9 protein-coding genes are annotated in these 13,979 nt (G+C 67.6%); 5 read left to right on the top strand and 4 right to left on the bottom strand.

The features are described 5' to 3' along the window. Window positions 1-117: 117 nt before the first annotated feature. The 4 genes from ABT063_RS27505 to ABT063_RS27490 all read left to right on the top strand — a co-directional run bounded on the left by ABT063_RS27505 (window position 118) and on the right by ABT063_RS27490 (window position 6,628). Window positions 118-1,794, top strand: a complete 1,677-nt coding sequence (locus tag ABT063_RS27505; RefSeq protein WP_351061654.1) for a fumarate hydratase — start codon at window positions 118-120, stop codon at window positions 1,792-1,794. 202 nt (window positions 1,795-1,996) lie between these two features. After that, window positions 1,997-3,382 carry a class II fumarate hydratase gene (locus tag ABT063_RS27500; protein ID WP_351061651.1) on the top strand — a complete coding sequence of 462 codons (1,386 nt, stop codon included), beginning with the start codon at window positions 1,997-1,999 and terminating at the stop codon, window positions 3,380-3,382. Between the two features lie 83 nt (window positions 3,383-3,465). Next, complete coding sequence (fomD, locus tag ABT063_RS27495) at window positions 3,466-4,161, top strand: cytidylyl-2-hydroxypropylphosphonate hydrolase (protein ID WP_351061648.1); 696 nt, start codon at window positions 3,466-3,468, stop codon at window positions 4,159-4,161. A gap of 283 nt (window positions 4,162-4,444) precedes the next feature. Continuing rightward, entirely contained in the window at window positions 4,445-6,628 is a 2,184-nt protein-coding gene (locus tag ABT063_RS27490; protein WP_351061645.1) for a SpoIIE family protein phosphatase, read from the top strand. Between the two features lie 122 nt (window positions 6,629-6,750). Here ABT063_RS27490 and ABT063_RS27485 read toward each other — a convergent pair whose 3' ends face one another. The 3 genes from ABT063_RS27485 to ABT063_RS27475 all read right to left on the bottom strand — a co-directional run bounded on the left by ABT063_RS27485 (window position 6,751) and on the right by ABT063_RS27475 (window position 10,226). Continuing rightward, entirely contained in the window at window positions 6,751-7,287 is a 537-nt protein-coding gene (locus tag ABT063_RS27485) for a hypothetical protein (RefSeq protein WP_351061642.1), read from the bottom strand. Window positions 7,288-7,502: 215 nt separating this feature from the next. After that, on the bottom strand, window positions 7,503-7,988 hold the full coding sequence (locus ABT063_RS27480) for a hypothetical protein (RefSeq protein ID WP_351061639.1): 486 nt from the start codon (window positions 7,986-7,988) through the stop codon (window positions 7,503-7,505). A gap of 6 nt (window positions 7,989-7,994) precedes the next feature. Further along, complete coding sequence (locus ABT063_RS27475) at window positions 7,995-10,226, bottom strand: glycoside hydrolase domain-containing protein (RefSeq protein WP_351061636.1); 2,232 nt, start codon at window positions 10,224-10,226, stop codon at window positions 7,995-7,997. 646 nt (window positions 10,227-10,872) lie between these two features. Between ABT063_RS27475 and ABT063_RS27470 the strand changes: the two genes are divergently transcribed. Then, window positions 10,873-11,274 carry a hypothetical protein gene (locus ABT063_RS27470; RefSeq protein ID WP_351061633.1) on the top strand — a complete coding sequence of 134 codons (402 nt, stop codon included), beginning with the start codon at window positions 10,873-10,875 and terminating at the stop codon, window positions 11,272-11,274. Between the two features lie 84 nt (window positions 11,275-11,358). On the opposite strand, the gene ABT063_RS27465 is transcribed toward ABT063_RS27470, so the two are convergent. Continuing rightward, entirely contained in the window at window positions 11,359-13,659 is a 2,301-nt protein-coding gene (locus ABT063_RS27465; protein WP_351061630.1) for a transglycosylase domain-containing protein, read from the bottom strand. Window positions 13,660-13,979: the final 320 nt, after the last annotated feature.

The following is a 13,979-nucleotide window of genomic DNA, read 5'->3' as shown; positions in this document are numbered from 1 at the left end:
GCGACTAGACCTGTGGACGACCAACTGAGGACTACCTCACAAGCTCGTTGTCGGAGGCAGGTTCTACGCTGGTGGGCGCCCGCCAGTGTCGGCGGGCCGCCGTCTGTCGAGTGAGGAATGGGCGAGATGCCTGAGTTCGCGTACACCGATCTGCTCCCCATGGGAGAGGACACCACCCCCTACCGGCTGGTGACCTCCGAGGGTGTCTCCACCTTCGAGGCCGACGGGCGGACGTTCCTCAAGGTCGAGCCGGAGGCGCTGCGCAAGCTGGCCGAGGAGGCCATCCACGACATCCAGCACTATCTGCGCCCGGCCCACCTGGCGCAGCTGCGCCGCATCATCGACGACCCCGAGGCGTCGAACAACGACAAGTTCGTGGCGCTGGACCTCCTGAAGAACGCGAACATCGCGGCGGCGGGCGTACTCCCCATGTGCCAGGACACCGGTACGGCGATCGTCATGGGCAAGCGCGGACAGAACGTGCTCACGGCGGGCGGCGACGAGGAAGCGCTGAGCCGTGGCATCTACGAGGCGTACAAGAACCTGAACCTGCGCTACTCGCAGATGGCTCCGCTCACCATGTGGGAGGAGAAGAACACCGGCTCCAACCTCCCCGCCCAGATCGAGCTGTACGCCACCGACGGCGGCGCCTACAAGTTCCTGTTCATGGCGAAGGGCGGCGGCTCCGCCAACAAGTCCTTCCTCTACCAGGAGACGAAGGCGGTGCTGAACGAGGCCTCCATGATGAAGTTCCTGGAGGAGAAGATCCGTTCGCTGGGTACGGCCGCCTGTCCGCCGTACCACCTGGCGATCGTCGTCGGCGGTACGTCCGCCGAGTACGCGCTGAAGACCGCGAAGTACGCCTCCGCGCACTACCTGGACGAGATCCCGGCCGAGGGTTCGCCGCTCGGCCACGGCTTCCGGGACAAGGAGCTGGAGGAGAAGGTCTTCGAGCTGACACAGAAGATCGGGATCGGGGCGCAGTTCGGCGGCAAGTACTTCTGCCACGACGTGCGCGTGGTGCGGCTGCCGCGGCACGGGGCCTCGTGCCCGGTGGCCATCGCGGTGTCCTGCTCCGCCGACCGCCAGGCCGTCGCGAAGATCACCGCCGAGGGCGTCTTCCTGGAGCAGCTGGAGACGGACCCGGCCCGCTTCCTCCCGGAGACGACGGACGAGCACCTCGAGTCCGACGGCGACGTGGTGAAGGTCGACCTGAACCAGCCGATGGACGAGATCCTGGCCGAGCTGACGAAGTACCCGGTCAAGACCCGGCTGTCCCTCACCGGCCCGCTGGTCGTGGCGCGTGACATCGCGCACGCCAAGATCAAGGAGCGGCTGGACGCGGGCGAGGAGATGCCGCAGTACCTGAAGGACCACCCGGTGTACTACGCGGGCCCGGCGAAGACGCCCGAGGGCTACGCGTCCGGCTCCTTCGGTCCGACCACCGCCGGCCGTATGGACTCCTACGTCGAGCAGTTCCAGGCGGCGGGCGGCTCCAAGGTGATGCTGGCCAAGGGCAACCGCAGCAAGCAGGTCACGGACGCGTGCGCGTCGCACGGCGGCTTCTACCTGGGCTCCATCGGCGGGCCGGCCGCCCGCCTCGCCCAGGACTGCATCAAGAAGGTCGAGGTCGTCGAGTACGAGGAGCTCGGCATGGAGGCCGTCTGGAAGATCGAGGTCGAGGACTTCCCGGCGTTCATCGTGGTCGACGACAAGGGCAACGACTTCTTCCAGGACCCGGCGCCTCAGCCGACGTTCACGAGCATTCCGGTACGGGGGCCGGGGCTGGGGTGACCTGTTCGCCCACCCGCGCACCTGTCTCGGTCGGCTGAGAAGCCACCCCCGCCCTGGCGCTCCGCCCCGGACCTCGGCGGGGGCTCCGCCCCAATGCACCCCGCCGGGGGCTGCCCATGTTTCTCATCCGGGCGAATTTCTCATCCGGGCGAAAGGAACGGGCCGCAGGAACATCCGCACCCTCCCGATCGCTGTACCCGGCATGAGCGACTACCGCATCGAGCACGACTCCATGGGCGAGGTCCGGGTCCCCGCCGAAGCGAAATGGCGCGCCCAGACCCAGCGGGCCGTCGAGAACTTCCCCATCTCCGGGCAGCACATCGAGCGCGCCCACATCGAGGCCCTCGCCCGGATCAAGGGCGCGGCGGCGAAGGTCAACGCGCAACTCGGCGTGCTCGACAAGGACATCGCCGACGCGATCCAGGAGGCCGCGGACGAGGTCGCCCAGGGGCGGTGGGACGAGCACTTCCCCGTCGACGTCTTCCAGACCGGCTCCGGCACCTCGTCCAACATGAACACCAACGAGGTCATCGCCACGCTGGCCAGTGAGCGACTCGGCAAGGGCGTGCATCCCAACGACCACGTCAACGCCTCGCAGTCCTCCAACGACGTCTTCCCCTCCTCCATCCACATCGCGGCCACCGCCGCCGTCACCCGGGACCTCATCCCGGCCCTCGACCACCTCGCCGGCTCACTGGAGCGGAAGGCCGAGGAGTTCGCGGACGTCGTGAAGTCGGGGCGGACCCATCTCATGGACGCCACCCCGGTGACCCTGGGCCAGGAGTTCGGCGGGTACGCGGCCCAGGTCCGCTACGGCATCGAGCGGCTGCGCGCCTCCCTCCCCCGGCTCGCCGAACTGCCCCTCGGGGGCACGGCCGTCGGCACCGGCATCAACACGCCCCCCGGCTTCTCCGCCGCCGTCATCGAGGAGGTCGCCCGGGTCACGGGGCTGCCGCTGACCGAGGCGCGCGACCACTTCGAGGCGCAGGGCGCCCGGGACGGGATCGTCGAGACCAGCGGACAGCTGCGGACTGTCGCGGTCGGACTGACGAAAATCGCCAACGATCTGCGGTGGATGGCCTCCGGACCCCGGACCGGGCTCGCCGAGATCAGCCTCCCCGACCTGCAGCCCGGCTCCTCGATCATGCCCGGCAAGGTCAACCCGGTGATCCCGGAAGCCGTCCTCATGGTCTCCGCACAGGTCATCGGCAACGACGCCACGGTCGCCACGGCCGGCGCCGCCGGCAACTTCGAGCTCAACGTCATGCTGCCGGTCATCGCCAAGAACGTGCTCGAGTCCGTCCGGCTGCTCGCCAACGTCTCCCGGTTGCTCGCCGAACGGACCGTCGACGGGATCGTCGCCCACCGGGAGCGGGCTCGCGAGTACGCGGAGTCGTCGCCTTCCGTCGTGACGCCGCTCAACAAGTACATCGGGTACGAGGAGGCCGCCAGGGTCGCCAAGAAGGCGCTGGCCGAGCGGAAGACCATCCGTCAGGTCGTCGTCGAAGGCGGGTACGTCGAGCGCGGCGACCTCACCGTCGAGCAGCTCGACGAGGCGCTGGATGTCCTGCGGATGACGCATCCGTAACCGATCGCGGACCGATGACGGCCCCGGCGTGAACCGTGACACGCGCCGCAGCGTCGTATGCCTATGGCACCTAATATCTGTTCATGGCAGACGGTGGAGCGGTGAGAGCCGAAGTGGAAGCGGGCGGGTCGGCGGTCTTCTGGGCGCCCGGGAGTCAGATCCTGTGGCGTTACCGGGAGAACGGCGGCGCACGCTTCCACATCGCGCGCCCCGTCACCGTCGTACGGGACGACAGCGAGTTGCTCGCCGTGTGGCTGGCTCCCGGCACCGAGTGCGTGAAGCCGGTGCTCGCCGACGGCACTCCCGTGCACGTCGAGCCGCTGGAGACCCGCTACACCAAGCCGCGGGCCGTGCAGCGCGACCGATGGTTCGGGACGGGTGTGCTCAAGCTCGCGCGGCCCGGTGATCCGTGGTCGGTGTGGCTGTTCTGGGAGCCGGGCTGGCGGTTCAAGAACTGGTATGTGAATCTTGAGGAGCCGCTGGCCCGTTGGGACTGCGGCGTCGACTCCGAGGACCACTTCCTCGACATCACCGTGGACCCGGACCGCAGTTGGCACTGGCGGGACGAGGACGAGTTCGCGCAGGCCCGGCGGGACGGACTGATGGACGCTCAACTGGCCCGGAAGGTACGTGAGGCAGGCCTGTCCGCAGTGGAGGTGATCCGCGCCTGGGGGCCACCGTTCTCGGACGGCTGGCAGCACTGGCGCCCGGATCCGTCCTGGGTCGTACCGCCCCTGCCGGAAGACTGGGATCGTACGCCCGCGCACATGTCCTCATGAGACCCTTGCTGCGCCCCGGGGCAGGAAACGTAGGATCGTCCTCCGCAAGGATGCGCAGTGGCAACTACCGGAGCAAGCGCTGGGCTTGACCGATCGTCACCGAGGGGCGGCAGGACGTGAGCGAGGGGTACGAGGGCAACACCGGGACGGACCGTGAACGGTCCGTGGGTGGCACAGGAACAGCCTCTGACCACGCGGGAAATCCGTTCCTGGGACACCTATTCCGGGTATCGGGTCTTCGGCGGGACCAACTGCACGCGCGGCGCGCAGCCCCGGACGACGGATGGATTCGACACGCGTGACGGAGCAGCCGACCTCCTTCGAGCGCCCCCAGACGGGCGCCGACCCCGCGGATCCCCGCGGGGCGCTCGTGCGTGCCTCGACGCCGCCCGCCCCGCACGCCGGTGCCGGTGCGCCTGCGCCGGGCTCGTGCGCCGGCGCTTTACCGCCACAGGCGCGCGCCGGCGAGACACCGCCTTCCGGGCCCGGTACGACGACGCCCAGCACCGCGGCGACCCCCAGCACGACGACATCGAGCGGTAAGGACACCAGACCCGTCGGTACCGACCCCGAGCACTCCCAGCCGGCCGCTGCCGCCGAGCCCGACACCCACCGTCCGCGGCCCGTCCCCGAGACCATCCCGGCCCAGCCGGGCACCGAGCAGGACCGGTCCCCGGACGGTGCCGGCGGCCCCGAGCGCCGTAGCGGACAGGGGCTGCCGCCCGGTCGGCCCACGCCGATGCGGCGGGACGGCGACCGGCTGCGGTTCGTGGGCGCCGCGACCCGGCGGATCGCCCGGGGCATCGACCTCGACGAGATCGTGATGGGTCTGTGCCGGGCCACCGTGCCGACCTTCTCGGACGCGATCCTCGTCTATCTGCGCGACCCGCTGCCGGTCGGCGACGAGCGGCCCGTCGGGCCCTTGGTGCTACGGCTGCGGCGTACCGACCGGCTGCGGCCGATCGGGGAAGGTGTCGAGGACACCGAGGGCGGGTTCACGTCCGCGTTCCATCCGGAGCCGGCGGAGATCTCGGAACTCGACACGCTCGGCACCGAACTGTGCGAGGTACGGCCCGGCAGCGCGCTCGCCGAAGTGCTGCGCGGGGTGCGTCCCGTCTTCACGGACACACCGGCCGCACGGGCCGCGCTGCCCGAACTCCTGGGCGAGGGCGGCGAATTCGTCGTACCGAGCGGGCAGCGCGCCATCCTGGCCCCGCTGCGCGGCCGGCGCCGGGTGATCGGGGCCGCGCTGTTCCTGCGCCGCCCGGACCGCCTGGCCTTCGAGCCCGACGACCTGCTCGTCGCCGCCCAGCTCGCCACGCACAGCGCGCTCGGCATCGACAAGGCGGTGCTGTACGGCCGTGAGGCGTACATCGCCGACGAGCTCCAGCGCACCATGCTGCCCGAGACCCTGCCCCGGCCCACGGGCGTACGGCTGGCGTCCCGCTACCTGCCCGCCGCCGAGACCGCGCGGGTCGGCGGCGACTGGTACGACGCCATCCCGCTGCCCGGCAGCCGCGTGGCGCTGGTGGTGGGTGACGTCATGGGGCACTCCATGACGTCCGCCGCGATCATGGGACAGCTCCGGACGACCGCGCAGACCCTCGCCGGCCTCGACCTGCCCCCGCAGGAGGTGCTGCACCACCTCGACGAGCAGGCCCAGCGCCTCGGCACCGACCGCATGGCGACCTGCCTGTACGCCGTCTACGACCCGGTCTCGCACCGCATCACCATCGCCAACGCCGGCCATCCCCCGCCGGTCCTGCTGCACCTGGGCGGCGAGGCCGAGGTGCTGCGGGTTCCGCCGGGCGCGCCGATCGGCGTCGGCGGCGTCGACTTCGAAGCCGTGGAGCTGGACGCGCCCGCCGGGGCCACCCTGCTCCTCTACACGGACGGGCTGGTCGAGTCGCGGCTGCGGGACGTGTGGACCGGGATAGAGCAGCTGCGGGAGAAGCTCGAAGCGACCGCACAGCTGACCGGTCCCGATCATCCGCCGCCGCTCGAGGCCCTGTGCGACGAGGTCCTCGACATGCTCGGCCCGGGCGACCGGGACGACGACATCGCGCTGCTCGCCGCCCGCTTCGACGGGATCGCGCCGAGCGATGTGGCGTACTGGTTCCTGGAGCCGGAGGACGCGGCGCCCGGCCGGGCCCGGCGACTGGCGCGCCGGGCGCTGTCCCGCTGGGGCATGGAGGATCTCACCGACTCCGTGGAGCTGCTGGTCAGCGAGGTGGTGACGAATGCGGTGCGGTACGCCTCCCGGCCGATCACGTTGCGGCTTCTGCGCACCGACGTGCTGCGGTGCGAAGTCGGTGACGATGTGCCGCAGTTGCCGCGGTTGCGGCAGGCTCGGGCGACTGATGAGGGTGGGCGTGGGTTGTACTTGGTGAATCGGCTGGCCAGGCGGTGGGGGGCGACTCGGTTGAGTACCGGGAAGGTTGTGTGGTTCGAGCTCAACCGGGGCTGAGTGCTAACACAGCACGGGCCGGTCCCAGCACGATGAGGACCGGCCTGTCATCGGAGCGGTCGCGGCGGGAGGCGCCGCGACCAGCACAACCAGTAACCCCGGCAGGGGCCACCGCCCGCTGCTCAGGACTGCTGTCGGGCAAGGCGTTCGGCGGCATGCCTCCGCGACGGCTGGAGCGGGTCGACGCCGGAACCTGCCCCCCTACCGGGAGTCCAGTCCCAGCCTCGGATCTTCTCCGCGAGCTTCAGCAGTCTGCCGTCACCGGACTCGACGTCGACATAGAACAACGCCTCGTCCGGGTGCTTGTCGTCGCCGCCCCACCGGACCACGCCGTCACAGTCGGCGAGAATGTCCCGGATGGTCACGACCTGGTTCGGGAAGAACCCGCCCCGCACGCCAGAGGGGTAGAAACCGGGCCGGATCTGCACCGCCGTACCCGATGCCTGGTTCGACTCGGCAAGCCCCTTGCGCACCTTGCCAGGGTGGCGCCAGCCGATCACATCCCCCCGGCGTAGTTCGTCGATCTCATAGTGGAAGCGACGGATCACGTGCAGCAAAACGACCGCGACGTCACCGCCGCGCAGGGTGACGGTCACTCCACTGGCACCCGCAACGTCGTGGAGATGGATCGAGCTGTCCACGTCGAGGACGTTTTCCATCTCCCACCCGTTCGTGGAGGGTCTTCCCGTCAGGATGCGGCGCTGACGTGCCCGGAATCGCCGGATCGCTTCCTTCAGTTCTTCGTCATCCGGCCCGGGTGCGGGACCGGCAGCGTGAGCGGGCGAGGACAGCAGGCCCGGAACGGATGTTGCCAGGGCCGCAGCGGCGGTCAGGCCGGCGGCTCTTGTCAAAACACTCCGGCGTGAGACGGGTTTCATGATCGTGACTCCTTCTTGCCTGGAGCCGCCGCCCGCCGCTGAATGACCGACATGCAGATGCAGCAGGCCATCAGCAGGAGAAATGCGGCGGCAGTCGGGTTGATGTAGTCGGGAACGATGGCGGTGTAGCTACGGCCGTTCGGCATGTGGCAGATGAACCGAAGAGGGACGAACTCGCCGATGTATCCGTCAACTTGGCGTGCTTTGTCCTCGCCGCCGGCCTTCGCGCACTCTTCGACCATGTTCCGGTCGTCGACGAACATCAGGTGCAGGCATCCCCACATGTACACCGCGATGGAGGCTGCCAGGGCCAGCGCAGCGCAGCATTCCCAGAGCGCACCGGGACGACCCTCTCTCCACCTGCGTCCGGCAGCAGCCGCGTATCCGGCCAGGGCGAGCAGAGCAGCCGGTCCGGCGAGCAGCATGATGGCCAGCAGGACAAAGTAGTTGTGCCCCTCGTAAGGGTCGGATGCCGCAAGCACGGGAGATCAGGACTCCCGCATGATCCGGTTGTACTTCTCGAAGATCGCATACAGGGGCATGCGCAGGCGGGCGTCCGCTTCGGCTACGGTTCCCCACCCCTGGTAGCGGCGGAGGATTTCGTACGTCTCGCTGTCGGTGTAGTCGAGGGCAGGGCGCCGTTTCCTCGTCTCCTCGTGGGGATCGCCTGCCTTGCCGTCGGCGCACCAAATCTGCACATGCGGGACCGTGGCCAGGCAGAACCCGTTTTCGGCGCGGACCCGGTCCCACGTCGCGAACAGCTCGGAGTCGTTGCCGGGGTCGAGGATCGTACCCTCGAGGAGACCGGCCCGGATCGAGTTGTTCCGGGCAAGGATCGCGGTACGCCCGAACATCTTCGCCACTCCGGTGCTGCTGTCCCTGAGCTTCGTCACGCCAGGCAGATCCTTGCCCCAGTCGGGGATGGCAGCAGTGTGGTACCACACCACGCCAGCGGCTCCGGCGAGGTCCTTTATGTCGTAGTGGCAGAACTCCCAGAAGGCGGTCGTCTGGATGAGTGCCTTGCGCATGCGGAGTCGACGAGCCCAGGAGGTGAGCACGGGATCATAGGACATGATCACATCCAGGCATTCCTCCTTGGTGTAGATGAACCGCGGCTCGTCCTCCCGGACCGACCGCATGTAGTCGACGGCCTCCTTCTTCAGCGCCTCTCCGTAGGAGCCGTCGAAGCGGACGTCGAGCTTCTGCGCGGGTGCCGGGCTGAAGTCGCCCTGGCCGAGGTCGCGACCGGAGGCGATGTTGTTGTCGATCTCGATGGCGCCGGCGCCGGAACCGACCGTCTTGGTGGCGATCTGGTCGAACGCCCAGTTCTCAGGCATCGAGTAGCCCAGGTTGCCGGAGAACCCGGACGACATGTCGGAGACGAAGCTCGCATCGGCGAATCCGGCGGCAGAGACGCGGGAGCAGACGTTCCGCGGACCGTAGATGCCGATCCGGTACGGGCTTTCCAGCTTGGACATGATGTCTCTGATGCTGCGGAAGTACGGCAGGATGTGCGAGGTGACCTCGTCGTCGACGGCGTCGTAGTCGACCGCGAAGTAGATCCGCGCCCCAGCCATGAAGCCGTGCTCCTCGGCCTTCCAGACGGCATTCCGGCAGTCGATGGTGCCCTGATCGGGGCTGTAGTAATCGACCGAGCGGGCCCAGGTCTGGTAGATCGGGAAGCAGCGCAGCCCGTACTGCTTGATCGTGGCGAGTTCGCCCGGCTGGATCTCCTTCTCCGGCAGCGACGTGGTCGAGGGATTGTATAGATACCGGCCTATGTACATGTAGCCGGCGTCCTTCAGCGCCTGCGCACGAGCGGGGGTGATCATGGTGACGCCGTCGCATGCGGTTCCCTTGCGTGACTGGTCGCCGTAGGAGACCAGCAGGGAGGCCCAGGTCTGGAAGTCGCCGATGCCTGTGACGGGGAGCTTGACGAACGACTGGAAGGCTTCGACGCCGGCCTTCACGTCCCCGGTGAAGTTCCCGAATGGCACGCTGCGCCTGTTCAGGATCATCGCGGCGGTGAACAGTGATGCCCATGTGCCGGTGGTGCCGACGGCGACGGTGTGGTTCCTCAGGCCGGCCTGAGTGCCAGGTCCGAAGACGCCGTTGGCGGTACCGTCGGCCATGCCGAGCTCGTACTGGATCGCGAAGAGCATCGACTTGGCGACGTCACGGGAGTGGTGGCCGTCGCAGGGGATGATGTAGAAGTCGCGGCGGTTGATGTAGCGCCGGTTGAGCCACTGCTGAATGCTGCGAATGGCGTCCGAGCCGCTATTGACGGTGACGTAGGCGTCCATGTTCAGCAGGCCCTTGAACACCTTCGGTGTCAGGTCCCCACCTGGGTAAACCGTGTCGACGCCCATGTCGGCCTTGAGCTTGGCCATCGCGGTCTGGACGCGGGAGTTGTACGTGCCGTCGATTTCGCCGCCGTCGTAGCCCTTGCAGTACAGGGCGGACTGGATGATCCGGCAGAAGTCCGCCGACGGCGTGGTGGAGGCGTTCAGCTTGGGGTATTTCGAAGTGAGTGTCGACAAGGTGGTGGGGCCGAACGCGTTCGACAGGGCGGTGATGCCCAGCTCGTACTGAAGTGCCCGGGTGAGGGCATACATAGTGTTCCAGCCGGTCTTACCGTCTTCCTGGACGGTCATCCCGATGCGGCCGCCGTAGGTCTTGTTGACGAACTGCTGGGCTCTGAGCACCATCTCATCGGCCATAGGCGTGGCTCTCCTTCAGAAAGGTCGTGTCCGAGTACTGGGGTCTGCAGCACCTCTGTGCAGTGCGGGACAGGGAGGAGCTGAAGAGTGACGCGGCCTCACCACGAGGTCAGACAGCTCAAAGACCCGGCGTGGGGGCACAGTTGCGGTGCGGACGCACGCATGGCTGACGGCACTGCGGCATCAGGAAGCCTCCCCGTGATGATGATGTCCCCGGTCGTTTGGGAGTGCACGTTCCGGCTGCGTGGTCAGAGCACCGGGCGAGGCGATCACCATAGGCACAGCCCTAACACCGGGAGCAAGGGCTTACTACTGCGCCACCTGTTGCGATGGCGTGAACACGACCTGCCCGCACGGGCGGTTCCGGAACACGGGGCTGAGCTGCCTCACTCGTCACACCTGTGACGATTCCGTGAAGCGGAATGAGTGGAGCGCAATTCTGCACGCAGCAAAAGAGGCCAAAACTGCCCCTACAGAGGGCAGCCTCGAACCGCCCGCCCTCGGCCGGGGTGACGGCCTGAGGTGGTCGCTCTACCTTGCGCGGCATTGGTCACACCTGCGAAATCCCAGCCGAACACCTACGATCCGAAAGGAAGTTCGAGTTCCGCCCGAGATCAATGACCACGATTCGAGGACGAGACGCCTGATGAAGCGCACGCTCGGTAGAACCATCGCCATCGCTGTCGCGGCCGCGGGGATCGCGTTGACCAACACGTCCGCCTACGCCGACGGATCCAACGTCACCGCCTACACACAACAGGACAGCAGCGGCACGTCGGGGGGTGAAGTCACCTTCAAGCCGTACGGCGAGCACCTGTACATCGTCGACGACGTCAAGAACGGCGAGTCAGTCGTCGCACACATGCAGTACGGCTCGAAGGACCAGTGGTGGTTCAACAGCGAGGGCGCGGGGACCACGCGGCACCTCAACTTCGACATCGCCGAAGGGACCGAGGTGGCCATCGCTGCCTGTCGTGGTCACTGGAAGGGCAGCGTCGCCAAGAGTGAGATATGGGCCTGTGGCGTCTGGAAAGTGACCACAGCTTAGCGCCCGTCGGCTTTTCGGCGGAGGCCGGGAGTATAGGGGGAGGTTGTGGGCGCCCGGCGAATACCGGGCGCCCTTGTCTTGTCGCTACTGACCTTCGACCGGGTCCGTCGGATTGTCCTCCGGGATCTCCTCCACGGGCGGAGTCGTCGACGGGCTCGGCGGCGGGGTCGTCGGCGGCTTCGTCGTCGGGGTCTGCGTCGGCGGCTTCGACGTCGGGGGCTTCGACGTGGTCGGTTCCGTCGTCGGGGGCTCCGTCGTCGGCTCCTGCGTCGGCGGGCGGGTCGGGGTCCGGGTCGGGGTCGGCTTCTCGGACGGCTTGACCGCCGCGCCCTGGTCGGTGTCCAGGTCGAACTTGGTGTCCTTGGCCGAGACGCCGAAGGTGTACGCCGCCCAGATCTGCGCCGGGAAACCGCCGCCGTTGACGCGGTCCTCGCCACCCGCGCCGTACATCTCGACCTGCGGATGCGGAGGCTTGTCGTCCTCGCCGAACAGGCCTACCGAGGTAACCAGGTCGGGCGTGTAGCCGGTGAACCAGGCCGACTTGTTGTCGTCGGAGGTGCCCGTCTTGCCGGCCACCGGCCGGCCCTCGCGCTCCGGGTTGTCCCGCACGGCCACGCGGGCCGTACCGTCGTCGACCACTCCGGTCAGCACCGAGGTGACCGTGTCGGCGGCCTCGCGGGTGAGGACCTGGTCGCCGACCGGGTCGGGCATGTCGACCGTGCGGGTGTTGTGCTCGGCCGACTTGAGGATGGTCGGTGTGACCTTCTTGCCGTGGTTGTCGAGGGTGGCGTAGACCCCGGCCATCTGCAGCGGGCTCGCGCCCATGGTGCCGAGGGTCTGCGCGGGCACCGCCTTCAGGTCGGCGGTGTCCATGCCCAGCTTGCTCGCCACCTCCAGCACATTGTCCATGCCGACGTCGACGCCCATCTGTGCGAAGACAGAGTTGATGGACTTGTTCATCGCCGTCTGGACGGTGACGTCGCCGTAGTCCTTGTCGTCCTCGTTCTCCGGGGCGAAGCCGATGGCGCTGCCCTTGACGGGGCGCTTGCTGGTGCCGTCGTAGATCGTGTTCGCGGTGATCGGCTTGTCGTCCTGCGTCTTGGCGCCCTCTTCCAGGGCTGCGGCGAGGATCACGGGCTTGAACGTGGACGCGGGCTGGTAGTCCGTGCGGGTCGCGTTGCTGGTGTAGTGGTCGAAATAGTCCACGCCGCCGTACAAGGCGACGATCTCGCCCGTCTTGGGGTCGACGGAGACCGCGCCGGCCTGGACATCCGCATCGACCGATCGCTTCTTCTTGTCCAGCTTGCTGGTCAGCTGCGCCTTGACGGCCTTCTCCAGCTCGGCCTGCTTCTTCTTGTCGATGTTGAGAGTTATGGTCCAGCCCTGGTCCACGACCTGGGCCTCCGCCTCGGACTTCGAGATGCCCTGCTGCTGCATCAGCTGCTGTTCGAGCTGCTGGTTGGCGAGCGCGACCAGGTAGCCCTTCTGTCCCTCCAGGCCGGCGGCGGGCTTCGGCTCCTTCGGCACGGGGAACTTCATGGCGTCGCGGTCGGCCTTGTCCAGCCAGCCCTCCTCGACCATGTTGTCCAGGACGTAGTTCCAGCGCTGCTTCACCAGTTGCTTGCCGGTGTCGGTCGCGACCGCCCAGTCGTACTGGCTCGGCGCCTGGAGGAGCGCGGAGAGGTAGGCGCCCTGCTCGACCGTGAGCTTCTCGGCGTTTATCCGGTAGTAGGCCTGGGCGGCGGCCTGGATGCCGTAGGCGTTACGGCCGTAGTAGCTGGTGTTGATGTAGCCCGCGAGAATCTGGTCCTTGGTCATCTGACGGTCCACCTTCAAGGAGATGATCATCTCCTTGAGCTTGCGAGTGACAGTCTGTTCCTGGCTGAGGTAGTAGTTCTTGACGTACTGCTGGGTGATCGTCGAACCGCCCTGTGTGCCTCTGCCGGTGACCGTGTTGAACAGGCCTCGGGCCGTGCCCCTGAGGTCGATGCCGGAGTCGCTGTAGAAGGTCTTGTTCTCCGCCGCCACGAAAGTGTGCTGAACATCCTTGGGGACCTTGGAGAGTTCCACGATCTCGCGGTTGAGCGTGCCCTTCCGCGCCAGGACTGTGCCGTCGCTGTACTTGTAGACGTTGCTCTGCAGCTGCGCGGCCCGCGCCGCCGCGTTGCCGTTGGGGACCTCCACCATCAGGTACAGCGCGATGAAGGCGCCGATGCCGAGCAGGCACAGGCCGAAGAAGGTGCCGAGGATCTTCTTCCAGGTGAAGAGCCTGCGTATGCCGCTCTTCCCGGTCTTGCCAGCCGCGCGAGACGAGCGACGGCGGCTCTTGGGCGCCGCGCGGTGACCGCCGCGCTGGCGCGCTCGTCTCTCTTCCGCTCGTCCCATGAGTCCGTTCGCTCCCCTTCGTTCTCGGCAGTCACACAAGGTTCCTGGCTCACATCAGCTGAGAAAGCTAACACCGCTTGATGTGACAAAGGACGTTCGATCCGGTCTTTTACGGACGTGACAATCAGCACCCGTCTCCATGGAACCGACCATCGAGGAGGGGTTGTGAGCAGGTGAGGATCGACGGTACTTGAGCGTGTTCTGGCGCGCATGAGTGTGCCTCCCGGCAGCGACAGGCATCCTCTCCGGCGACGAACGGGAGTTCTTGCATCGAATGTGTGACCTTCGCCGGTGGTGGTCGTTGGGTGTGGTGAGGGATT

The organism is Streptomyces sp. NPDC002838 (assembly GCF_040295365.1).
In the GTDB taxonomy this organism is placed as follows: domain Bacteria; phylum Actinomycetota; class Actinomycetes; order Streptomycetales; family Streptomycetaceae; genus Streptomyces.
The sequence above is the reverse complement of the archived record's forward strand: the minus strand, read 5'-3'. Positions and strand labels throughout refer to the sequence as shown.